At 62.2% G+C, this 23,147-nt stretch carries 23 protein-coding genes and 1 pseudogene; 9 read left to right on the top strand and 15 right to left on the bottom strand.

The window, feature by feature from the left end:
- The first annotated feature begins 202 nt into the window (after window positions 1–202).
- From fba to AC0VX3_RS06195, 5 genes are all read left to right on the top strand, one after another.
- Window positions 203–1,270, top strand: a complete 1,068-nt coding sequence (fba, locus tag AC0VX3_RS06215) for a class II fructose-bisphosphate aldolase (RefSeq protein ID WP_342893012.1) — start codon at window positions 203–205, stop codon at window positions 1,268–1,270.
- Between the two features lie 139 nt (window positions 1,271–1,409).
- The gene (locus AC0VX3_RS06210; protein ID WP_475523976.1) at window positions 1,410–2,051 is read left to right on the top strand and encodes a thiamine phosphate synthase; all 642 of its coding nucleotides are present in this window, start codon (window positions 1,410–1,412) and stop codon (window positions 2,049–2,051) included.
- Window positions 2,052–2,054: 3 nt separating this feature from the next.
- Window positions 2,055–3,164 (top strand): tetratricopeptide repeat protein, encoded by a 1,110-nt coding sequence (locus tag AC0VX3_RS06205; protein ID WP_475523975.1) that lies wholly within the window; start codon window positions 2,055–2,057, stop codon window positions 3,162–3,164.
- 240 nt (window positions 3,165–3,404) lie between these two features.
- On the top strand, window positions 3,405–3,968 hold the full coding sequence (gene efp, locus AC0VX3_RS06200) for an elongation factor P (protein WP_342893015.1): 564 nt from the start codon (window positions 3,405–3,407) through the stop codon (window positions 3,966–3,968).
- A gap of 73 nt (window positions 3,969–4,041) precedes the next feature.
- Window positions 4,042–4,848 carry an inositol monophosphatase family protein gene (locus tag AC0VX3_RS06195; protein ID WP_475523974.1) on the top strand — a complete coding sequence of 269 codons (807 nt, stop codon included), beginning with the start codon at window positions 4,042–4,044 and terminating at the stop codon, window positions 4,846–4,848.
- 626 nt (window positions 4,849–5,474) lie between these two features.
- On the opposite strand, the gene AC0VX3_RS06190 is transcribed toward AC0VX3_RS06195, so the two are convergent.
- Genes AC0VX3_RS06190 through AC0VX3_RS06165 form a run of 6 tightly spaced genes read right to left on the bottom strand, consistent with a single transcriptional unit; the run spans window position 5,475 to window position 11,009 of the window.
- Complete coding sequence (locus AC0VX3_RS06190; protein ID WP_475523973.1) at window positions 5,475–6,371, bottom strand: DMT family transporter; 897 nt, start codon at window positions 6,369–6,371, stop codon at window positions 5,475–5,477.
- A complete protein-coding gene (locus tag AC0VX3_RS06185; protein ID WP_475523972.1) occupies window positions 6,368–7,162 on the bottom strand; it encodes an ABC transporter permease in 795 nt (264 codons plus the stop codon). The genes AC0VX3_RS06190 and AC0VX3_RS06185 overlap by 4 nt, the downstream gene beginning before the upstream one ends.
- The gene (locus tag AC0VX3_RS06180; protein WP_475523971.1) at window positions 7,155–8,090 is read right to left on the bottom strand and encodes an ABC transporter permease; all 936 of its coding nucleotides are present in this window, start codon (window positions 8,088–8,090) and stop codon (window positions 7,155–7,157) included. The genes AC0VX3_RS06185 and AC0VX3_RS06180 overlap by 8 nt, the downstream gene beginning before the upstream one ends.
- Complete coding sequence (locus AC0VX3_RS06175) at window positions 8,087–8,812, bottom strand: ABC transporter ATP-binding protein (RefSeq protein WP_475523970.1); 726 nt, start codon at window positions 8,810–8,812, stop codon at window positions 8,087–8,089. Before AC0VX3_RS06175 ends, AC0VX3_RS06180 begins: the two co-directional genes overlap by 4 nt.
- Window positions 8,806–9,489, bottom strand: a complete 684-nt coding sequence (locus AC0VX3_RS06170; protein ID WP_475523969.1) for an ATP-binding cassette domain-containing protein — start codon at window positions 9,487–9,489, stop codon at window positions 8,806–8,808. Before AC0VX3_RS06170 ends, AC0VX3_RS06175 begins: the two co-directional genes overlap by 7 nt.
- Window positions 9,486–11,009: an ABC transporter substrate-binding protein gene (locus AC0VX3_RS06165; protein WP_475523968.1), complete on the bottom strand. Its 1,524-nt coding sequence runs from the start codon at window positions 11,007–11,009 to the stop codon at window positions 9,486–9,488. The genes AC0VX3_RS06170 and AC0VX3_RS06165 overlap by 4 nt, the downstream gene beginning before the upstream one ends.
- A 484-nt stretch (window positions 11,010–11,493) precedes the next feature.
- Between AC0VX3_RS06165 and AC0VX3_RS06160 the strand changes: the two are divergent.
- Window positions 11,494–11,697, top strand: a pseudogene (locus AC0VX3_RS06160) (inositol monophosphatase family protein); the annotation flags it as partial.
- 51 nt (window positions 11,698–11,748) lie between these two features.
- Here the strand turns inward: AC0VX3_RS06160 and AC0VX3_RS06155 are convergent.
- From AC0VX3_RS06155 to AC0VX3_RS06115, 9 genes are all read right to left on the bottom strand, one after another.
- Complete coding sequence (locus tag AC0VX3_RS06155) at window positions 11,749–12,450, bottom strand: ABC transporter ATP-binding protein (RefSeq protein ID WP_475523967.1); 702 nt, start codon at window positions 12,448–12,450, stop codon at window positions 11,749–11,751.
- Window positions 12,447–13,193 carry an ABC transporter ATP-binding protein gene (locus AC0VX3_RS06150; RefSeq protein ID WP_475523966.1) on the bottom strand — a complete coding sequence of 249 codons (747 nt, stop codon included), beginning with the start codon at window positions 13,191–13,193 and terminating at the stop codon, window positions 12,447–12,449. The genes AC0VX3_RS06155 and AC0VX3_RS06150 overlap by 4 nt, the downstream gene beginning before the upstream one ends.
- Window positions 13,193–14,167 (bottom strand): branched-chain amino acid ABC transporter permease, encoded by a 975-nt coding sequence (locus AC0VX3_RS06145; RefSeq protein WP_475523965.1) that lies wholly within the window; start codon window positions 14,165–14,167, stop codon window positions 13,193–13,195. The genes AC0VX3_RS06150 and AC0VX3_RS06145 overlap by 1 nt, the downstream gene beginning before the upstream one ends.
- Before the next feature lie 5 nt (window positions 14,168–14,172).
- Window positions 14,173–15,120 carry a branched-chain amino acid ABC transporter permease gene (locus AC0VX3_RS06140; RefSeq protein ID WP_475523964.1) on the bottom strand — a complete coding sequence of 316 codons (948 nt, stop codon included), beginning with the start codon at window positions 15,118–15,120 and terminating at the stop codon, window positions 14,173–14,175.
- A gap of 42 nt (window positions 15,121–15,162) precedes the next feature.
- The gene (locus tag AC0VX3_RS06135; protein ID WP_475523963.1) at window positions 15,163–16,344 is read right to left on the bottom strand and encodes an ABC transporter substrate-binding protein; all 1,182 of its coding nucleotides are present in this window, start codon (window positions 16,342–16,344) and stop codon (window positions 15,163–15,165) included.
- 127 nt (window positions 16,345–16,471) lie between these two features.
- Entirely contained in the window at window positions 16,472–17,707 is a 1,236-nt protein-coding gene (locus AC0VX3_RS06130; protein ID WP_475523962.1) for a flavin-dependent oxidoreductase, read from the bottom strand.
- Window positions 17,704–18,168, bottom strand: a complete 465-nt coding sequence (locus tag AC0VX3_RS06125) for a cupin domain-containing protein (RefSeq protein ID WP_342893023.1) — start codon at window positions 18,166–18,168, stop codon at window positions 17,704–17,706. Before AC0VX3_RS06125 ends, AC0VX3_RS06130 begins: the two co-directional genes overlap by 4 nt.
- A gap of 63 nt (window positions 18,169–18,231) precedes the next feature.
- Window positions 18,232–19,083, bottom strand: a complete 852-nt coding sequence (locus AC0VX3_RS06120) for an alpha/beta hydrolase (protein ID WP_475523961.1) — start codon at window positions 19,081–19,083, stop codon at window positions 18,232–18,234.
- 114 nt (window positions 19,084–19,197) lie between these two features.
- Window positions 19,198–19,638: a cupin domain-containing protein gene (locus AC0VX3_RS06115; protein WP_475523960.1), complete on the bottom strand. Its 441-nt coding sequence runs from the start codon at window positions 19,636–19,638 to the stop codon at window positions 19,198–19,200.
- 233 nt (window positions 19,639–19,871) lie between these two features.
- Here AC0VX3_RS06115 and AC0VX3_RS06110 point away from each other — a divergent pair, with 233 nt between their 5' ends.
- The 3 genes from AC0VX3_RS06110 (at window position 19,872) to AC0VX3_RS06100 (ending at window position 23,147) form a co-directional block, all read left to right on the top strand.
- Window positions 19,872–20,810, top strand: a complete 939-nt coding sequence (locus AC0VX3_RS06110) for an AraC family transcriptional regulator (RefSeq protein ID WP_475523959.1) — start codon at window positions 19,872–19,874, stop codon at window positions 20,808–20,810.
- A 277-nt stretch (window positions 20,811–21,087) separates the two neighbouring features.
- Window positions 21,088–22,077 (top strand): flagellar motor protein MotA, encoded by a 990-nt coding sequence (locus AC0VX3_RS06105; RefSeq protein WP_475525151.1) that lies wholly within the window; start codon window positions 21,088–21,090, stop codon window positions 22,075–22,077.
- A gap of 35 nt (window positions 22,078–22,112) precedes the next feature.
- Complete coding sequence (locus tag AC0VX3_RS06100) at window positions 22,113–23,147, top strand: peptidoglycan -binding protein (RefSeq protein ID WP_342893027.1); 1,035 nt, start codon at window positions 22,113–22,115, stop codon at window positions 23,145–23,147.

Here is a 23,147-nt window from a genome sequence, read left to right as displayed (position 1 = left end):
ATTAATTCGCAGATCGAATTAATCTCTACCTGTGAATTTGACGAAAACCCTTGTATTTAAATTGATTTAGGCGGTCACTGCCCTCTTTCCATGTCCGAAAATCTTGCTAGAACCACCGTGGATTGATGCACAGCAACACCGGCCGCGCGATTTTTTGCTAGCTTCCACGGCTACACGAATACGGACACTCGGGAGAGACTTAATGGCACGCATTACCCTTCGCCAGTTGCTTGATCACGCCGCTGAGCACGACTACGGCGTCCCGGCGTTCAACATCAACAACATGGAACAGGCGCTGGCGATCATGGCGGCCGCGGATCAGACCGATGCTCCGGTGATCATCCAGGCCTCGCGCGGTGCCCGCGCCTACGCCAATGACATCATGCTCAAGCACATGATGGATGCGGTCGTCGAAATCTACCCGCACATCCCGGTTTGCGTTCATCTGGACCACGGCAATGCCCCGCAGACCTGCATGACCGCCATCCAGGCCGGCTTCACGTCGGTCATGATGGACGGTTCCCTGGAAGGCGACGGCAAGACCCCGGCCGACTGGGACTACAATGTCGGCGTCACCAAAACGGTCACCGACATGGCCCATCTCGGCGGCATCTCCGTGGAAGGCGAGCTTGGCGTGCTCGGCTCTCTCGAAACCGGCATGGGCGACAAGGAAGACGGCCACGGCGCGGAAGGCAAGCTCAGCCAGGACCAGTTGCTGACCGACCCGGAAGAAGCGGTCAAGTTCGTCAGGGAAACGAAGGTCGATGCCCTGGCGATCGCCATGGGCACCAGCCACGGCGCCTACAAGTTCACCCGCAAGCCGGACGGCGACATTCTGGCCATGCACGTGATCGAGGAAATCCACCGCCGCCTGCCCGAGACCCATCTGGTGATGCACGGGTCGTCCTCCGTGCCGCAGGATCTCCAGGACATCATCAACCGGTATGGCGGGGAAATGCCGCAGACCTGGGGCGTGCCGGTCGAGGAAATCCAGCGCGGCATCAAGAACGGCGTGCGCAAGGTCAATATCGACACGGACAACCGCATGGCCATGACCGGGCAGATCCGGAAGATCCTGAGTGAGAATCCGGGCGAATTCGATCCGCGCAAATATCTCAAGCCGGCCCGCGATGCCATGCAGAAGCTCTGCATCGAGCGTCTGGAGGCCTTCAACACCGCCGGCCAGGCATCCAGGATCAAGAAAATCGTCACCTTGTCCGACATGGCCGCCCGCTACCAGTCGGGCGATCTCGACCCCAGGATCGCCTGATCCCGGACAGGCAGGGCAGCACCGGGGCGGCGCCGGCGCGTTCCGAATTTCTTCATTTTCTTGAAAGAGGGGCCTTGCGTCCCTCTTTCGCCGTCTTTAGGGACAAGAACCCTTATTTCCGAAGATCAGGACCGCCGCCGTGAACCGCCCCCGCCTCTTTCTCGTGACACCGCCGGAATTCGATCCGGGCGACATGGCCGAAAAGCTGAAACTGGCTTTTGCCGGCGGCGATGTCGCCTGTGTGCTGATCTACATGCCCGGCGCGGCGACGAAGGACATTCAGGCCGCCGCGAGCGTGCTGGTGCCGGTCATCCAGGAAGGCGGGGCTGCGGCCATCGTCTATCAGGACACCCAGGCCACTGGCCGATGCAACGCCGATGGCGTTCATGTCGACACCTCGCTGGAAGACCTGAAACTGGCAATCGAGAGCTTCCAGCCCGAACGGATTGTCGGTTCGGGCGGCACCAAGCTCAAGCACGACGCCATGGAACTTGCGGAAACCGGGGTGGACTACATATTTTTCGGCAAGCTCGATCTCGCCGAGAAGGAAAACGCGCATGCCAAGACCCTGACCGGAGCCGCCTGGTGGGCCGAGCTGTTCGAGACCCCCTGCGTGGCGATGGCCGGCAACACGCTCGACACCCTGGGCGAGGTCGCGGCGACCGGCGCGGATTTCGTTGCATTGAAAGATGCCGTCTGGCAGTCCGGACCGGAAATTTCTGCTACGATCGCCGAAGCAAACCGTATTCTGGAGACCTACCCGTTCCCCGAGGCCGACTAACTTATGATTAGCCTGCGACAGAACACGCGGACCGCCTTGCGCCTGACCGCCGCGATTGTCGCCACTGTCGCGGCCGGTTCCGTCGTGGCGCAGGAAGCGGATGCCGCCGGTGAGCCTGTTGCCCCTGCTGCGGCAAGCAGTCTCGCCGCCCCCGTGCCGGCACTGGTTGACGCCACCACCCATGACAAGACGCTCCGCAGCATCGTCGACGCCGGTCCGCCCAGACTGGCGGACGGCGAGGAGGCCGGGTCCGACATCGCCTATGCCGCCTTTCAGCGCGGCTGGTTCCTGACGGCTTTGGGGCTGGCCACGCCCCTGGCGGAAAACGGTGACATGGCGGCGCAGGCCCTGATGGGTGTCCTGCACGAGGCCGGGCTCGGCATCGTTCAGGACAAGGCCAAGGCGGCCGACTGGTACGCGCTTGCAGCCGCCAAGGGCGACGCGGGCTCCGCGATGCAGCTCGCACAACTTTACCTGCTGGGCACGGGAATCGAGGCGGACAAGAAAAAGGCCGCCGACTATTTCGAACAGGCCGCCGAAACCGGCAATCCATCCGCGCTCTACAATCTCGCGCTGCTGTACCAGGAAGGCGAAGGCCGGCCGTTTGACGAGAAAAAGGCCCGGGAGCTTCTGGAGGAAGCAGCCGGTCTCAACGATCCGGAAGCCCAATATGCGCTCGGCCTGTCCTATATCGAAGCCCAGACCGGATTGAACGACCCCGGTCAGGGGGCCTTCTGGATGGGCCGCGCGGCCCGGCGCGGGCATACCTCCGCGCAGGTCTATTACGGAATTCTGAGGTTCCAGGGCAAGGGGGTCGATCCGGACGAGGCCGAAGCGTCCGACTGGTTCGAGCGGGCCGCAACGGCGGGCAATCCGGTCGCCATGAACCGGCTGGCGCGGGTCTACGCCTATGGGCGCGGCCGGCCTCAGGACTTTGCCGCGGCCGCCGGCTGGCACCTGATCGCCAGAACCCTCGGCGTCTCGGACCACAATCTCGACCGGATCGTGGAGAGCCTCGACGAGACCACTCTGGCCGAGGCGCGCAAGCTCGCCGAGTATTACTCGGCCACCCTGATGGCACCGACAGAGGATCCTGAGCGGGAGTCTCCCTGAGATCGCTTCAGACGGACCCCAGTCGCCGAGACCCGTGGATCCGGCCCGTTCCTGACGATCTGCGTTCCTGGAACGGTGGCAGCAGCCCCCGGTGGCGGCCCTATTTGCGCACTGAATCGCCTTTTTCCTTGAACTTGACGGACATTTGTGGTGGACAGGCGCGAACAAATTTCCGGCGCTCCGGCCTTTGCAGGCATCCGCGCCGCTTGTGATCCAAACCAATCAAAAGTCGGTCGTTCCATGAAAATCAACGGAAACGAAATCAAACCCGGTAACGTGCTTCAGCATCAGGATACGCTCTGGGCGGTTGTCAAGGTCCAGCATGTCAAGCCGGGCAAGGGCGGTGCCTTCGCGCAGGTCGAGATGAAGAACCTGATTGACGGCCGCAAGCTCAACGAGCGTTTCCGCTCCGAGGACAAGGTCGAGCGCGTCCGCCTGGAACAGAAGGACTTCCAGTACCTCTACACCCAGGACGACATGCTGATCTTCATGGACACGGAAACCTACGAGCAGCTTGAATTGCAGGCGGACTTCGTCGGCGACCGCGCCGCCTTCCTGCAGGACGGCATGATGGTCACCGTGGAAATGCACGAGGACCGGCCGATCGGCATCACCTTGCCGCAATTCGTCACCTTGCAGATCAGTGAAGCCGATGCGGTCGTCAAGGGACAGACCCAGTCCTCGTCCTACAAGCCAGCGCTGATGGAAAACGGCGTGCGCGTCATGGTGCCGCCGTTCATCAAGGCAGACGAGAAAATCATCGTCGACACCGGCACGCTGGAATATGTGCGCCGCGCGGACTGATCCGCGGCACTGAAAAAATCAATTTGGCGCGCCCGGACACCTTCGGGACCCGCCCAACAACAAGAGACAATCGATGGCCCGCACGGCAATCCTCAATGTGATGGTACAAGCAGCGATCAAGGCCGGCCGGTCTCTGGTGCGCGATTTCGGCGAAGTGGAAAACCTGCAGGTCTCGCGCAAGGGGCCCGGAGATTTCGTCTCCGCCGCCGACCGCCGCGCCGAGGAAATCGTGAGCGCCGAATTGACAAGGGCGCGCCCGACCTTCGGTCTCGTGATGGAAGAAAGCGGCGAGGTCAAAGGCACCGACGGCCAGCACCGCTGGCATATCGATCCGCTCGACGGCACCACCAACTTCCTGCACGGCATTCCGATTTTTTCGACATCCATCGCGCTTGAGCGTTCGGGCGAGATCGTCGCCGGGGTGATCTTCAACCCGGTCATGGACGAGCTTTACACCGCCGAACGCGGCCGGGGCGCCTTTCTCAACGACCGCCGCCTGCGGGTTGCGGGCCGCGCCAACTTGCCTGACATGGTGTTCGCAACCGGCCTCCCCTTCATCGGCCAGGGCGACCACGGCCGCTCCTTGCGCGAATTGCGCTACATCATGCCGGAAGTGGCCGGCATCCGCCGCGCCGGTGCCGCCTCGCTCGACCTTGCCTGGACCGCCTCCGGCCGCTTCGACGGCTACTGGGAGCGCAATCTCAATTCCTGGGACATCGCAGCGGGCCTTCTGATGGTGCGCGAGGCCGGCGGTTACGTCAGCGATCTTCAGGGCCGAGCCAAGATGCTGGAAAGTGGCAACGTCGTCGCCGGCAACGAGGACGCCCACAAGCATCTCCTGCGGCTGCTGAAGAAAGCCGAGGCCCCGGCGGAGGGGTGAGGCAAATGGCAGCGTCGGGAGGACTGCCCGGGGCTGAACGTCACGACGTGTCGAGATCCAGGACAGCCTTCGCCCTTGTCCTGAGGAAAACCGCATTCGCCACGCACGGTCCCGCCGGATCGGGCTGCAAGTACCATGGCGCACACCTCTCTCCTGCACTCACCAACGCATCGTTCGGCACCAGGGGCACAGCGATGTCTCCCCGGACGCGGCGCAGCAGAGCGCTCGGGCCCACACATTCCCGCAGCGCCTGAAGGAAACCGCGACCACCCCCGACCTCGTCCCCGCCGCTTCCGCAACCGGCCCGGCGGGTGGGCCCCTGTTCTCCCTGCGGTCGGCCGGGGTGACGCTCGGGGGGTGGCACGGCTCCCACTATCTGCTTTCATTTTCCCAGAGCTCTGCCTTACCCCGGATGCCGCCCTCCCACACACAGCGTCACCCCGGACAAGCGCAGCGCAGATCCGGGGCCTACTCGCATCGCAAACTGCTGAAGCGAATTTCTGTTTCGGCTCAGGGCTGCCGAAACCGCTGGCTTCGGTGCGCGATGCGCTCGTCCTCAATCCGCAGGCTTGTATGGTCTGTTCGACGCTGTTGAAAACCCAGTCTCTTGCGATCGACGTACAGTGTCAGGCTGCGACCCGTTTCAGCCGGTTGCGCTCCATCGCCGCCAGCGCCGCGCCCGAAAGAACCAACGGCAGAGCCCAGAAGAACGCCGGCGCGACGGGAAGGCTGAATATGAGAAGATCGGCCATGATGGGCCAGATCAGAGCAAGATACTCGATTGGCGCAAGGCGCGATGCTTCAGCATAGCGGAAGGCAAGGGTCATTGCGATATGGGCCGCGCCCCCAAGCAACCCCGCCAACACGAGGAGAAAGAGCATGAAACCATCAGGCCAGACCCAGCCCAGGGGAATTGTCGCCATGCCGCCGATCATGGAAGCCGCGACAAAATAAAGTGCAATCGCCCCGGGGCTTTCCGTGCGGTTCAACGATCTGACCATCAGAAGGGCACATGCCGTGAGGACGGCCGTTAACAGGCCGAGACCGTATCCGACGAGCTGGGTCCTGTTCATCTGGCCTCCCCCAAGCTCCGGCCAGACCAGGACGACAACGCCGCATACTCCGAGCAGGATCCCACCGACCCGCCACACCGTCAGACGTTCCGACAGAAATGCCGCGCCGGCGAGCGCCATGATCAGCGGAGCCATATTGGCGATCAGGGTCGCTTCCGCCATTGGCAGGCGTGCCACCGAGGCGAACGACGTGAACATTGCCGCAGCTCCAATGCCCGAACGCAGCAAGTGTCCGAGAGGGCGCTTCGTGCGCAGACCGTACGGAAACTCCGATCTCAGCCAGAGAAAGACAACCAGCGGGACAAAAGCGAACAGGGAGCGAAAAAAAACGATTTCGCCGAGTGGAACCGCTTCACTCGTTGCCTTCACACAGACAACCATGGCCGCAGAGAGAAATCCGGACAGAATGCGAAGCCCGATCCCGTGATAGGGGCGATCCACCTGTGTCACGCTTCGGCTTCTCCTTGCGCGACGGCATCACGCAACGCGTCGCCGGCGAGATTGATCGTCAGGACCGTGAACATGATGGCAAGGCCCGGCCACACCATTTGCAGGGGCGCCGAGCGCAGATGCACCCTGGCATCGAGCAACATGGTGCCCCATTCCGGGGTTGGCGGCTGGACACCGAAGCCCAGAAAGCCGAGCGCTGAAATGCCTAACACTGCTCGTGCGAACATACCGGTCCAGACGACTGTCAGAGAGGGAAGAAGCGCGGGCATGTAATGCCATCCGGCCATTTCCATCGAGGACAGGCCGGCAAGCCGGGCCTGCACGACATAACCACGATCGGCCACGGAAAGGCCTATGCCTCTTGCGACGCGCGCATAGCGCATCCAGCCGGTGACGGACAGGGCAAGGATCAGACTGCCGGTCCCCGCGCCGAGGACACCGGCAATCACCACCGCGGCGACGAGATCCGGAAAGGCAAGAAACGTGTCGGTCACCCTCATGATTGCCCAATCGGCGCCACGCCCGCCCAATGCGGCCACGAGGCCTGCGGCACTGCCGACGACCAGGCCGATGACAGAGACCAGGAAGGCGAGCCCGAGCGACCAGCGCGCACCGTGAAGCAAACGCGAGAGGATGCATCTGCCCATCGCGTCCGTGCCCAGCAGATAGTCTCTTCCGGGTCCGGAAAGACGGTTCGGAATATCGATGGCCGACGGGTCGTATGGTGCAAGATACGGCCCCAGCACGGCGAGAGCCGCGAAGACAACGGTGATGATCACGCCACTACGCATCGCGCGCGCCCATGCGTGGATCGATCAGCCTGTAGGCGAGGTCCACCAGAAGATTGACCGACACGAACAAAAGCGCCGTCAACAGGACAACCGCCTGCACTTTCGGAAAGTCCCGCGCGGACACCGCATGGATCAGAAACCCGCCGAGACCCGGCCGCGCAAAAATGACCTCGACCATGACGGCTCCCTCAAGAAGGAACGCAAGTTCGAGGCTGAATACGGTGATAACCGGAATGGCGGCATGGGGAAACACATGCGCGATGGCGATTTCTCGGCGCGAAACACCCCTGCGTGCCAATGCGGGCAGGAAAGCCGTGCTGCGGGATTCCAGAATTCCGGACCGCAGGATGCGCGTGAAAACCGCGGCAACCCCAAGTCCGAGCGTTAGGGCCGGCAAAACCAGGTGTGCGGATGTGCGCGCGCCCATGGCAGGAAGCCAGGCCAGCTCGACAGCAAACAGCAGGATGAGCAGCAACCCAAGCCAGTATCCTGGTATGGCTGCCCCGAGTGTTGCCAGCGCAACCGCCCCCCGGTCGACAAGACCACGTGGTTTGCGGGTGGCAATCAGCGCGAGAGGAATGGCAACAGTCAATCCTGTTGCCAGACCGGCAAGCGCAAGCGGAACCGTGTAGGACATTGCGTCGACCAGTTCCGGCCAGACCGGACGTCCGGAAACGGACGAGTTGCCGAAGTCCCCGCGCATGATCGGCTCGAACCAATGATAGAAGGCGGGCCAAAAACCCGCATCCAGCCCCGTTTCGGCCCGAATCCGGGCAACCACCTCCGGCGGCACCACGGAATCGTAGCGGGCGACGGCGATCGTCATTGCCGGATCACCCGGCGCAAACCAGAGAAGGGAAAACGTTGCAAGCGCCGTCCCCGCGAGCACAACGGCCGCACGAAGCAACAATCCGTAGAAAACCTTCATGCGGCACGCCCCAATGCCCCGAGCGACATCGCCGCATCGCGCAGCTGACGCCCGTAGCCGGACTGCGGCGCGCTGAAGAAAGAGCGTGTCGAAGCACGCTCCTCGATCCCACCCGACTTCAGGATGACCAGGTCGTCGGCGTGGGCGGCCGCGTAACCCAGATCGTGGGTCACAATCAGCGAGGCAAACCCTTCTTCCGCCTGAAGACGGCTGATCAGCCTCGCCGTGTGTTTCTGGGTCACCGCATCAAGCGCGGACAAGGGTTCGTCAAGGAGAATGAGCGGCGGGCTTGCGATCAGGGCACGCAGGATGCCCACCCGTTGCGCCTGACCGATGGAGATCTGGCCGGGGCGTCGATCGAGAATGCCCGGATCGATTTCGAGGCCTTCACACAGGCGCTCCAACCGCTCGGGGCTGAGACCGGAGCGGTTGCGTGCCAGCGGCTCCATGACGGAGCGGCGCAGGTTCAAGGCCGGATTGAAGGCCGACCGCGGTTCCTGCATGACCAGGGCAGGCCCTGGCCTTTGCAGCGGTTTGCCGCACCAGGTGACTGTGCCGAGCTTTGCCGGAAGCAGTCCGAGTATGCCCGCTATCAGCGTGGATTTGCCGGCGCCGCTCTCACCGATGACGGCCAGGGCCCTGCCCTTGGAAACGGTCAGCGAGATGTCCTTGACAACAGGCTTGCCTGCCCTGTGCACCGTGAGATTTTCAACGCTCAGCACGGCAGGTCCACCCAGCTCTTGTGCGCGACCAGAGCGCGGGCCGCGCTGCTTTGCGGCCGATCGAGCAACGCTGCGGTCGGCGCGTTCTCCACGATCCGGCCACCGTCCATGACAAGCACCCGGTCCACCCGCGCGGCCGCAAGTCCCAGATCATGCGTGATCAGCAAAAGCCCCGTCCCCGTGCTCTTCAGAAAACGGCCGAGCAGGTCCATCGTCGAAGCGGCGATGACTGGATCCAGAGCCAACGTCGGTTCGTCCATTATGAGCAAGTCGGGCTGTCCGATGAACGCCATTGCAATCACGAAGCGCTGCAGCATTCCCCGGCTCCAGTTCGATGGTCTCGCACCGAGCTTGTCCGGGTCCAGCTTCATGGCGGCGAACACTTCATCGCGGCGAGCGGGCTCCGGCAGGACACCGAGGACCCGCTCCGCCTGGTGCCAGTGAAATGCAAGCGTACGCAGCGGGTCGAGCGCCTCATCGGGGCTTTGTGCGACATGCGCAACGGCGACACCTTCCGTGCGGAGCCTGTCGCACAGAAGGTGCCCCAATGTCGACTTTCCCGAACCGGACGATCCGACCAGGCCAACACGCTCGGACCGGTCCAGACGAAAATCGGTAGGATGCAGGATGGTGCGGCCCGCCCGCGTTGCGGACAGGCCTTGAACTTCTATCGTCATTCCGAACGGGACACCCCGCCGTTCATCCAGTAGGTCATCGCGGGATGGATCTGATAGCCCTTCAGATCCGGGCGCGCGACACTGACCTGCGTTCCGTGAAAGACCGGGATCAAGGGCGCATCTTGTTGAATGATGGATTGAACCTCGTCATAGACGGCCTTGCGCTCAGCGTCGTCGAAAGTCTGGCGGCCCTTTTCAAGCAGCGCGTCAAACGCGGCGTTGGAGTAGCCGCCGATATTGGAACCCGACCCTGTCTTCAGGACCGTTTCGGGGAAGTATGCCGGGTCACCTGAAGGGGCCACGCCCCAGGCCTGCAAATGCAGATCGGCTTCGCCCGAGGCAATCGCGTCGTTGTTGGCGCCCCATTCACCGATACGCACCTGGGTTTCAATTCCGATGGCGGTCAGATAGGCCTGTATCAATGCTGCCGTCGGCGGGAGCGCCGCCCGGGAGGAGTAGGTGACGATATCGAGTTTCAGAGGCGCTCCGTCCAGCGTCCATTTCCCGCCGGTCTTGACAGCACCGGCCTCGGCCAGGAGCGCCTCGGCTTTTGCCGGATCATATGTGGGCGCGATATCGGCAGCCCAGGGCATGAGCGCCGGATAGATCGAACCGGCGGGAACGCCTCCGACACCGGACAGGGCGGCCTCTATGATGCCGGTTCTGTCGATGGCCAGCGAAACGGCCCGGCGGATGCGCCCATCCTCAAGCGGCCCGTGCACCTTGTCGATATCGAGCCAGTAAAGCTGAACGGTCGGCGCCGTCAGCCCCTGCGCACCCTGCGCGACAATGCGCTCATAGTCGGTTTCGGGGTAGTTGATGACAAGATCGACCTCACCGGCCTCGAACGCGAGCGCGGCTGCCGCCGGATCGGCGGACTTGACGACCCGCACTTCGGCAATGGCGGGCGGACCGTCACGATACTCCGGATTTGCCTCGACCCGGTAAGACTGGTCGGGGACGGCCTCACGAAACACAAACGGGCCGGTCGCATTGATCGGAAACGCTTCAGAAGCCGGCCCGAGCACAACGACACCCGGCTCTGTCAGGATCCAGGGAAAGGCCGCGTCCGGTGTCTTCGTTTGAAAGACAACCGTGTCGGCACCCTGCGCCGCCATGCTTTCCAGATTGAGCAGTCTTGCGTTGCGGGGATTATGCGCAGGGCTGTTTTCATCGATGATCGGCGCAAGACTGTCCAGCACCGACTGTGCGGTCACCGGGGACCCATCATGGAATGTCAGCCCCGGCCGCAGCTTGACCGCCCAGGTTGTCGCTGTCTTGCGCTCTATCGATTGAGCCAGACGCGGGTACAGCTCCATTTCGACCGTCAGCCCCATAAGGGTTTCGGTCACGCCGGCCTGGTTGGACAGCCACCCGTTGTAGCGCACGCGCGGATCGGGCGTTTCATTTGTGGGTCCTGTCAGATAGGCAATCGTCAGGCTGCCTTCCTGGGCAGCCACGGGCGTTAAAAACAAAAAGGCGAGGGAGAGTGCAATCAGGAAACGCTTGAAAACGACCATTTAGGTGTCCTTTTGAGAACCGGCAGCAGATCGGAACCACCACCACGCTGATGTTTGAAGCCCGCCTCATGTGTTTGGAAGCAGCTTTTGCAGGCGAATCTGTCTGCGCTGGCAGAGCCCCCGAACGACCACCTCACTCGAACGCCTTCGAACCGACTGAATGTTATAAAATAACATCTCATATCTCGATATATGTTATATTATTACATTTCAAGTGTTTTTTTGCACTGCAATGGAACCACCGCGCGCACAGGATCACCCCTTTCAGGCTATACGACCGGCCTAATACCAACCTCGACAAATAGGAACAGTGCCATCAGATGGGTTCTTATTTGTTGAGGTTGGTATGAAACCAACGGCCGCATTGCGGACCGGGACGCGATCTGGGAAATGAGCGGCTTGGGGTGGCGCGACATTGAAAAGACTTGGGGCCGCGCGTGCCGTCATCCTGCGCGGGACCCCGTGTGGGGCACACGGATTCCAGATGCACCGGGTTGCGGGTGACAGGGCTGTCTCGCTCGACCTTGCCTGGACCGCCTCCGGCCGCTTCGACGGCTACTGGGAGCGCAATCTCGATTCCTGGGACATAGCAACGGGCCTTCTGATGGTCCGCGAGGCCGGCGGTTACGTCAGCGATCTTCAGGGCAGAGCCAAGATGCTGGAAAGCGGCAACGTCGTCGCCGGCAACGGGGGACCAGCATCCACCTGGGCCGCCAGGTCCGCACTGTGCCCTTCCACATCAAAAATGCAGATACGTCTCCACATGCGCCCGATTGGCGTCAAACTCCTCGGCCGTGCCGCTCCAGACGATCTCGCCCTTTTCGACAACGTAGTACCGGTCAGAGATCCTTGAGAGTTCGTCCAGGTTCTTGTCGATCAGCAGGATGGACAGGCCGCCTGCCTTCAAGCGGGCAAGCATGGACCAGATCTCCTCGCGGATGAGCGGCGCCAGTCCTTCTGTGGCCTCGTCGAGGATCAGAAGGTTCGGGTTGGTCATCAGGGCCCGCCCGATGGCCAGCATCTGTTGCTCGCCGCCCGACAACTGGAAACCGAGATTACGTCTGCGCTCCGCAAGGCGCGGAAAGGCTTCGAAAACCTTCTCGACCGTCCAGCCGCCCGGTGTGGGACGCGCGGTTGCCAGCAGGTTTTCAACGACGGAGAGCGAGGGAAAGACCAGCCGCCCCTCCGGCACCAGCCCCAGCCCCGCCTGGGCAATCCGGTAGGGAGGTTCGCCCGTCAGGTCTTCGCCCTTCACGAGGATCCTGCCTTCGCTGGGCTTTAAAAGACCCATCAGGCATCGCACCGTGGTCGACTTGCCCATGCCGTTGCGGCCCATGAGCGTGGTCACCTGGCCTTCGGTCAGGTCGAGATCCATTCCGAAAAGGACTTCGGCATTGCCGTATCCGGCATGCAGGTTCGTAACGCTCACGAGCGCGCTCATTGTGCCGTGTCTCCGAGATAGGCCGCCCGGGCCGCAGGGTCGTTTCGCACGTGATCCGGGGCCCCCTGTGCCACGACCTTTCCATCGACCAGCACCGAAACCGTATCCGCCAGCTGAAAGATCGCATCCATGTCATGTTCCACCAGAAGCATCGGAACGCTGCGGCGTAGATCGGCCAGAATGTCGATCAACATGACACTTTCCACCCGCCCCAGGCCGGCCATGGGTTCGTCCAGGAGCAGGAACCTCGGAGCCCCCGCCAGTGCGATGGCCAGCTCCAGAAGCCGCCTTTCGCCGTGTGAAAGATCGGTGGCGGGCACAAATGCCCGCTCTTTCATTCCAAGGCGCTCCAGCATCGCCATGGCTGTTTCGTTCAGGTCCTTTTCCCGCGCGGCCGGGCGGAAAAAGCGGAAACTTGATCCGGACTTCGCCTGGGCCGCCAGCGCCACGTTTTCCAGAACGGAGAACGACGGCAGAACAGAGGTCAGCTGAAATGTGCGACCGAGACCGGCTTGCGCGCGCTGCCATGTCTTCCTGGTCGTGATGTTCTGTCCTGCAAGAACGACCTCGCCTGCGTCCGGCTGCAGGACGCCGGAAATCTGGTGGATCAGCGTTGTCTTGCCCGCGCCGTTCGGCCCGATGAGTGCGTGGCACTGACCATCCGGAACAGACAGCGAAATGTTCCGACTCACATGCACCGCGCCGAAGTGCTTGTTCAGATTGCGGATTTCCAGAACATTCATCACGCCTGCTCCCCGTTCGCCCGGGTCACGCCTGCCTTCTCGGTTCTGTTCGCCGGAAAAAGCAGGTGGCTCAACCCACCCTTGGCGTGGAGTGCCATGAGCACCAGCAGCGGGCCGTAGATCAGCCGCCATTCGTGAAGGAACGAACCAAGGACTTCTTCGACGATGACAAGGAACAACGCCCCGAGCAGCGCACCGTTGCGCGTGCCCAGCCCTCCCAGAACCACGATCACAAGGAGGTCGCCGGAGCGCTGCCAGGCAGCCATCGCGGGGCTGACGAACTCCGCATGCTGCATTGTCAGAAGGCCGGAGACGGCGGCGATCATCCCGGCGATGACATATGCGGTCAGGCGGAAGCGGAAGATCGAAAAGCCCATGATCTCCGTGCGGTCGGGATTGTCGCGCGCTGCGCGCAGCACCCGTCCGAACCGGGCATTGCTCAAGCGGTGAACGCCCCACCAGCTGGCCAGCAGCGTCAGCAGGATAATCAGGTAAAGCTGACCGCTGCCTTGGACCACATCGCTGCCAAAAAAGGTTGCCAGGGACCAGAGCGTCAAGCCGTCGTCTCCGCCGTAAGGGGCAAGGGACGTCAGCGTGAAATAGATCATCTGGCCAAAGGCCAGCGTGATCATCAGAAAGTAGACCCCGGTTGTTCTGAGCGCCAGTGCACCGGTGACCAGAGCACAGAGCCCGGAGACCAATAGCGCCAGCAGCAGCAGAACCAGGATGTTCTCGATGCCGCTTTCCAGACCGATGGCCGCCGTATACGCGCCAATCGCGACGAAGGCCGCATGGCCCAGACTGATCATCCCGCCGTGGCCGACCAGCAGATCGAGCGATATTGCGGCGATGGCCAGCAGCATCGCCTTGATCAACAGGCTCAACAGGTAGCTTTGGCCCAATGGCGGCAGGACGAACGGAGCGGCCAGCAACAGCACGAAGACAAGCGCCATCACCAGGAGGCTGCGATCCATCCGCATCAATGAGCTCCCTTCGCCGGCAGCAGACCTTGCGGACGGACAACCAGCACGGCCGCCATCAGGATGTAGATCAGCATCGACGCCAGCGCAGGCCCCACCTGATTGGAGAAGGACGGCGGGAAGACCACCTCCAGCCCCTCGGTCAGGAGTGTGCGCCCGACCGTGTCGAACAGGCCCACCATCAGGGCACCCAGGAAAGCGCCCCGGATCGATCCGACACCGCCAATGATGATGACCACGAAGGCGATGATCAGGATATTGTCTCCCATGCCCGGCTCGATCGCAAAAATCGGGGCGGCGATCACGCCGGCAAAGCCGGCAAGCATCGCGCCGACGCCGAAGACAATCATGAACAGTCTCTGGATGTTGACACCAAGCGCGGAAACCATCTCCGGCGTTGTTGCGCCGGCACGGATCAGCATTCCCACCCGTGTCCGGGTCACTGTGATGTAGAGCAGGACGGCAACGGCGAGGCCGGCCAGGATCGTGACGAAGCGGTACACGGGATAGCGCAATTGCTCTGTCAACTGGACAGACCCGGAGAGAACCTCGGGCGGTTCGATCGACAGCGTTCCAGGCCCGAAGATGACCTTGGCCAGCTCGTTGAGAAAGATGATGATGCCGAAAGTCGCCAGCACCTGGTCCAGGTGATCGCGCCCGTAAAGATGCCGGAAAACAAAATACTCCAGCAGCAGCCCGAGCAACAGCGCGGCGACCAGTGACAGGACAACCGCAACGAAAAAGTTGCCTGTCAGTTGGTGAAAGGCAAAGACCAGATAGGCTCCCACCATGTACTGCACGCCATGGGCCAGGTTGATGAACCCCATGACCCCGAAGACAAGCGTCAATCCGGCTGCGATCAGAAACAGGAGCGTTCCGTACTGAAGCCCGTTCAGGCACTGGATCAGAAAGAGGGTCAAGGACACCGCGTCTGCCTTTCCATACATCGAACTCGCCCGCTCCCTGACGGGGCGGGCGCAATCCGGATCCTACATTTTGCACTCGGAATGGAAGCTGTCGGCGTAGTCGGTGACGATGGTCTGCTTGGCCGTGGTCCAGAACTTGCCGTCGTCGCGTTTCGCCACTTCCAGCAGATGGAAATCCTGAACCGGATAATGGTTGTTGCTGAAGGCGAAGGATCCGCGAACGGATGTGAAGTCCGCGGCCTCGAGGGCTGCGCGCGTTGCGTCCTTGTCGCCCATGTCGCCGCCGGTCTTTTCCAGCGCGCTGGCAATCAGGTTCGCCGTATCAAAGGCCTGGGCGGCATAGGACCCCGGCACATAGCCGTATTTTTCCTCGAAGGCCGAGACAAAGGCAAGATTGGCTTCATTCTTCATGTCCGGAGCCCAGGCGCCGGCCGACAGGAAGCCGACAGCCGCATCCTTTTGGCCCGGCAGCGTGGTCTCGTCGGTTGTGAAGACAGACGTGAACTTGACGCTTTCATCAAGGCCCGCAGCTTCGAACTGCTTGACGAGGCGCACGCCCATGCCACCCGGCATGAAAGTGAAGAGCGCGTCCGCGCCCGAGGTGGAGATCTGTGCCAGCTCGGACGAGAAATCCTGATGGCCGAGGGGGGTGAAAATCTCGTCAGCAACCGTGCCCTTGAAGGTCTGCTTGTACCCGGCGATGTTGTCGCGCCCGGCCTGATAGTTGGGCACCATCAGGACGACGTTCTCGAAGCCCTCCTCATTGGCGATCATGCCGCTCACTTCGGCGTTCTGGTTGTTTTGGTAAGAGGTGACAAAGAAATAGGGATTGCAGTTCTTTCCGGCGAAGGTCGACGGCCCTGCATTCGGGCTGATCAGGAAGGTGTCGGATTGGACGATCGGCTTGAAGATCGCCTGCAGCATGTTCGAGAAGACGGTCCCGACGACAAAATCGACCTCGTCACGCTCGACCAGCGACTTTGCCTTGAGCAGCGCCACGTCCGGCTTGAGTTCGTCGTCCTCGACGATCAGGGAAACGGACTGGCCGCCCAGTTTGCCGCCGTTCTGGTCCAGTGCGAGCTGGAAACCGTCCACGATCTGCTGGCCAAGCGCGGCCGGCGGACCGGACAGTGTCACGACCATCCCGATCTTGACATCCTCGGCAAGAGCCGCCGAACACAATGCCGTATTCATCGCCAGCATGGTCGCAAGGCTTGCAATCGTGAATTTCGAGTTTGCTTTCATGATCATTTTTCCTTTTCTGCCCCCCTCCGGGGCTGGTTGAGTGCGGATAGGCAATTGTCGGGACCGGCTTGTTTTTGTTTTCCCCTGATCCCGGACGGGCGTTCTTATACCATTAAGCGGTCATGCCTCAGGCGTCTTCCTTCGTGGCGAAACCGGCCATCTTCGCGTAGCCTTTTACTATCGCCTTGCGGTCTTCATATCCCAAAATGTCGTCCACGTTCTCAAAACGGCGCGGGCTCAGCTTCTCGACCTCGTCGATCACCCGTTCGGGCCCGCCGATCCGGTTGGTGCGCACGACTTCTGCGGTTTTGGGCAGGCGGTCCCGTTCGTACCGATAGAGTGCTTCGCGCGGATGTTCCGCGGCGGCCAGTTCGTCGGCCAGACAGCGTGCATCCAGAATGGCCTGCGCTGCGCCGTTGGAGCCTACCGGATACATCGGGTGCGCCGCGTCTCCCAGCAGCGTGACCCGCCCATGGGTCCAGCGCGGCAAGGGATCGCGGTCGGCCATCGGGTATTCGTAAATCGGCCCGCTGGCGCGTACGAGCGCCTCAAGGTCCATGCCGGGCACGTTGAAACGCCTGGCGTAAGGCAGCACCTTGGCAAGAGACGCCTGTTTCGACCAGCTTTCCGGCGGTGGCGGCGAAACCGAAGCGTCGGCCATGCGCACGTTCACCACCCAGTTCATCAACTGCCGTCCGTCCCTTGCGGGCGCGATCGGATAGAGCACCAGTTTCCCGCTCAAGCCCCCGGCGATGGCCATCGTCTCGCCATCCTCCCAGACCGGCCACTCCGCTGCGCCGCGCCACATCACGACACCGGCCCAGCTCGGCACGCCCTCGTCAGGATAGAACTGGCGACGGCCAACGCTGTGAATACCATCCGCGCAGATCAGCACTTCACTGCGTATCGTTGTCGAATTGAGCCCGTCAACCGTATTGGTGAAATGCGCCGTGACACCGGCCTCATCCTGAATGAAGCCGGACAGGCGCAGACCCGTCAGAACGGCATCCGGCCCCATGCGTTCGACCGCTGCATCGAACAACACCTTCTGCAGCCGGCCGCGATGAATGGAAAACTGAGGGTGTTCGTGCCCGGCATGAAGGCCGCGCGGCTCACGCCAGACCTCCTGACCGATGCGGGTCAGATACCTCAGTTCACGGGTCCGCAACCCCACCTCGTCCAACCGCTCCAGCAGGCCGAGTTCGGCAAGTTCGGCGATCGAATGAGGCAGCGTGTTGATGCCGACCCCGACTTCGCGAACCTCCGGAGCCTGCTCCACAACCCGGACCCTGATACCGCGCTTGTGCAGCATCAGGGCCGTGGCCAGCCCGCCGATCCCGGCACCCGCGATCAGCACGGTCATTGCGCCGTCTCGTCTTCGGGCGGCAGAAAGTCGATGGCATGGGCCGCGGAGACGGCCACGATCTCGGCGGGGTCTGCCTCGGGACCCAGATTGTGCAACGCCCAGAACAGGTCATAGAGCTGGGCGGACGGCGTCACCCAGAACAGCGTTTTTATCGTGTTCCCGGATTTGTTGAAGATGCCATGCGGAATACCGCGCGGCAGTTTCACCAGGTCTCCAGGCTCACCTATGGCTTCCTGCCCGTCCAGAAGGAAGTCGAAACGGCCTTCCAGAATATAGAGAAATTCGTCCTGGTCCGGATGGATATGCGGCGGCACGAAGGTTCCCGGAGGCAGGGTCGCATGCCAGGAAAAGCACTCCTCGGTCATCTGCTTGGGCACATAAGTCTGACCCAGGATGTTCCAGCTGATCTCATCGAGACCGTGACGGGACTTGACGATCCCGGGAGCCATGGCTGTCATTTTGTTTCCTCCGTCTCTCGACCGGCTGCAGGTTGAAATTCGAGCGCTCACGCAAGCTTACCGTCACGGTCCCTCTTGCGGAACAGGACCGACAAAGGCGGTCGTGATCGGCGAGCCCGGTTGCTTGAGGCCTTCAAGAATCGTGAAGTGGTTGTGATTGCCGTCAATTTCGCAACGCACAGGCACGTCCAGTCCCGTCCACATGTCGCTCAGGAGGCGTGCCTGGCGGATGAACTCGGGCCGTTCACCGCCCCCGACCCAGCAGGTCAGCGGCGCGGCTGCCGCCGGCTGCGCCAGAACCGCACTTTCAGCACGGGCCTCCTCCAGATCCAGGTTGAGTGTCCGGTTCATCCCGGTATGCATCAGCGGCCGCAGGTCGTGAAGACCGCTGATTGACAGGGTATGGGCGATGCGCTCGGAAACGCTGCCCGACAGCGGGCTGTCGGAGCAAAGCATGCGCGTTGCCAGATGACCGCCTGCGGAGTGCCCGGACAGGCGGATGGGGCCGTCCACCAGTCCGGCCGCAGTCGATATGGCCTGGCCGATCTGCGCGGTGATCTCATGGATGCGCGCCTCCGGCGCCAGGGTGTAGCTGGGCACGCAGACGGCCCAGCCTTTCGCCCGCGCGCCTTCGGCGAAATCCGTCCAGTGTGCTTTCTCCAGCCGCATCCAGTAGCCGCCGTGTATGAAGACCGCAAGTCCCTTCGGTGTGCCGTCCGGCCAGACAATGTCGAACTTTTCCCGCGGATGACTGCCGTAGGCGATATCCAGGTCCAGCCGGTGTCCGCTCCTCGTCAGGTCTGCCCTGTAGCCGGCGGCGCGCGCGGCCCAGAAGTCTGGCAACTCTGCGGAATTTTTCACATGTTTCATGTTCGCGAAGGCGTCGTCCCAATCGCACAGAGGTGACAAACTCATTCTGGCCTTCCTGCCGGGCGCGCGGCCTTGTTCTTGTGTTTCGCACGGTTGACCAACCGCAAGGCACCCGGGCCAATTTCAGGCCCGGTGCCGGTGTTGAAAGAGTGACCGGGATCAGCCGGCATCCGGGGGCGGCAGGAAGTTGACTTCGCGCAATGCGGAAAGGCGCACCAGTTCCTGCGGGTCGCTCACGCCATCCAGTTCGGTGAACAGCTTGTAGAGTTCACGCGCCGGCGACACCCCGAACATACATGCCGCAGTCGCGCCGGAACGGTTGAAGATGCCATGGGCGATGCCTCGCGGCATCCTGATCGTGTCGCCTGGCCCGGCCTTGCAATGCTCATCGGGAAATTCGATTTCCAGTTCGCCTTCCAGGAGATAGATCCACTCATCCTGTGTCGGGTGGATATGCGGCGGCACGAACGTGCCCTCGGGAAGGGTCGCGTGCCAGACGAACGCATCTTCCGTCAGCAGCTTGGGGACATAGGTCTGCCCCACGACGTTCCATGTCAGACCGTTCATGCCGACATCGGCCTTCAAGACGCCTTTTTCCATTGTCCGGGTTCCTGTTGTTGCAGTTCGGGACTTGATGCCCGGACTACACTGCAATGATTTAGCTCAATCAGTTATCCGAAAAACGAACCCGTCTTCCGGTATAAATTTTAAGCTTGAAGCAAATTGGCAGTCATGCACTAAATCGAGTTGGATCAACCTTGAACCGCCCTGCAGGGAAATCGATGGCCCCACACGAGGCTTTGCCAACGAAAGAATATTTTGCGCAGAATCCGGTGGTTCGAACCCGCGATCTGGATGAAGCACGGCACATCACGTCCGCAAAGCTCTGTGATCACAAGCTCGAGCTCGTCGGCGGCCGGTCCGATCTCTTCGTCCGCCACAATGCGGTACGCGGGCAGAGCATCTCCGCGAACTACCTGCACTATGGAGCCGATGTGACGGTCAATCCGGGACAGCTGGGCTCTTTCTATCTGTTTCAGGTGCCGCTGTCCGGATGTGCGAAAATCCGGCACCGGGGCGAAGAAATGACGGCCACCACCCAGATGGGCACCATTTTGAACCCGGATCGGGGCGCGCTGCTGCATTGGACGCGCGACTGCAGCAAGCTTTTGCTCCAGGTCGACAAGAACCAGCTGGAAGCGGTTGCCCGGTCGATAACGGGTGCGCCCCTGCCCGGCCCCATACGCTTTGAAATGCAGGTCGATCTGACCAATGGAGCGGGACGCCAGCTGAAGCGGTTGGTCATGGCCTGCGCCCAGGGCATTGAGAACGGCGACCTGTTCCAGGGTCAACTGGCGGCACGGGACCTCAGGGCGGAGGAGGATCTGGCGCACGCGTTGCTGACCCTTCAGCCAAGCAACATCTCGCACATCATCGCGCGTTCGGACCGTCGGGCAAACTTGCGGGAAATCCGGATCGCGCTTGAGTATATTCACGCCAATCTGGCAGAACCCATCACCCTGGCCGACATCTCGAAGGCGGCGCGCATGAATGTGCGCACACTTCAAAAGGGCTTCCAGCGCATTTACGGCCAAAGCCCGATGCAGGTCCTGCGCAATGCACGGCTGGATACGGCGCATTACCTGCTGGCGGCGCGGCGGAATCCACCCAGCGTGAGCGAAGCGGCCTATTCCTGCGGCTTCTCCCATCTTGGCCGGTTCTCCAGCTTCTACAAGGAGCGCTTCGGACATTTGCCAAGCGAGCAGCGCTGAATTGCTGCCCGGCCTCCGCATACACCGATCCTTCCGCTTGCACCCACATGCAAACCATGGGCGGGAGATCCGTGCCCGTGCAAAGTGAATGCCCCCTGAGCGCGTACGGGACCGAAGTCCGCCCGTCCGGTAACGGCCCCCGGTTCCCGCCCAGCAAACGCTCCTCTTCCCCCTTTCCCACCTTTATTCCCGCTTTCCCTCCGATAAGAGGTTTCCAAGGCGTTAAAAATCACGCTATCAATCGGTTAGCTCCTCAACAGGTGACTGATTGCGCAATATGGCCCGTGAATTCGACCCCTACAGCCTGTCCAGCCCCAGGGCGTATCTGACCTTCATGATCATCTTCCTGGTGATCGTCGCCTTTATCGCCTTCATCCTGTTTCCGCAGATCTCCACCGCCTTCATGAGCAATCCGGGCCTCAACGGGCTGATTGTCCTGGTCGGCGTTTTCGGCGTGCTGCTGCTGTTCGGACGGGTGATCCGGCTGTTTCCGGAAATCACCTGGGTCAATTCCTTCCGGATCGGCGATCCGGCGCTGGACACGCGCGCGCCCGTTCTTCTGGCCCCGATGGCAGCCCTCCTCGGCAACAAGGCCGGCGACATGGCGCTGACCCCGACCACCGCCCGCTCGATCCTCGACAGTATCGGCATGCGCCTTGAGGAAAGCCGCGAGATGTCGCGCTACCTGACCGGCCTGCTGGTGTTCCTCGGCCTGCTCGGCACCTTCTGGGGCCTGCTGCAGACCGTCAGTTCGGTCGGCGCCACCATCCAGTCGCTGGATGTCGGCTCGGGCGATGCCAACGTGATCTTCGAGGATCTCAAAGCCGGGCTGGAAGCCCCGCTCTCGGGCATGGGCACGGCGTTCTCGTCCTCGCTGTTCGGTCTGACCGGCTCGCTGGTCCTGGGCTTCCTCGACCTGCAGGCGGGTCAGGCCCAGAACCGGTTCTACAACGAACTGGAGGACTGGCTGTCCACGGTCACCGACATCGATCCGGAAGAAGGCCTGCTCGGCGGGTCGGAATCTTCCGGTGTCGAACAGATCCGGGCCTCCCTGAGCTCGCTGCAAAAGAGCGTCGAGGAAGGCGGCAGCAAGAACGCCTCGCAGGCCATGGCCAATCTCGCCGAGGGCATCCAGGGCCTCGTCAAGCATGTGCGCTCCGAACAGCAGATGATGCGTGACTGGGCCGAGTCCCAGGGCGAACAGCAGAAGCGGATCGAGAGCCTGCTGACGTTTATTTCGGCGGCCTTCGACCGGGCCAAGGAGTAGGCGCGGTGTCTCAGGCTGATCAGGGAGCGGTTTGAATGGCTGGAGGACTGCGCGCCCGACGCCGGGGACAGACGACCGACTACTGGCCCGGCTTTGTCGATGCCATGGCGACGCTGCTGCTCGTCATCATCTTTCTGCTGTCGATCTTCATGATCGCCCAGTTTTTCCTGTCCCAGCAGCTCTCCGGCCGTGACACGGTGCTCAACCGTCTCAACATCCAGATCAGCGAACTGACCGAGTTGCTGGCGCTCGAGCGCGCCAATTCCGGCGAGCTGGAAGACACCATTCTCGGCCTTCAGGCAAGCCTCAGCGATGCCCAGTCCGAACAGACCCGCCTGCTCGGCCTGCTGGAAAACAGTGCCGGAGCGGCCGATGCCGCGGGCGGGCGCGCGACCCGACTGGACAATCTGCTCGACGACGAACGCCAGATCAGCCAGGAAGCACTGGCGCAGGTCGAACTGCTCAACCAGCAGATCGCCGCCCTGCGCCGTCAGATCGCCGCCGCCAATGCCGCCCTCGAAGCCTCGGAAGCCAAGGAAGCCGACAGCCAGTCCAAGATCGCCAGCCTGGGCAAGCGCCTCAACGCGGCCCTGGTGCAACGGGTCCAGGAACTGTCGCGCTACCGGTCCGACTTCTTCGGCCGGCTGCGCGAGATCCTGTCCCAGCGCTCCGACATTTCCGTGGTCGGCGACCGCTTCGTGTTCCAGTCCGAGGTGCTGTTCGACAGCGGCCAGGAGGACATCAATCCGGACGGCGAGCAGGAACTCGACAAGCTCGCCGCCGCGATCCAGGAACTCAGCGCCCAGATCCCGGACGAGATCAACTGGGTGCTCCGGGTCGATGGCCACACCGATGCCCGGCCCCTTTCCGGCACCGGCCGCCTGCGCAACAACTGGGAACTGTCGGCAGCCCGTGCCATTTCCGTTGTCCGCTACCTGATCGAAAAGGGTGTCGACCCCAAGCGCCTCGTCGCCGCCGGCTTCGGCGAATTCCAGCCTCTGGAAGACGGCGAGACGCCCGAGGTGCTGGCCAAGAACCGGCGCATCGAGCTGAAACTGACGGAACGCTGA

This window comes from Roseibium sp. QJM3NY_11, assembly GCF_056173175.1.
This window is presented reverse-complemented; position numbering and strand designations above follow the sequence as displayed.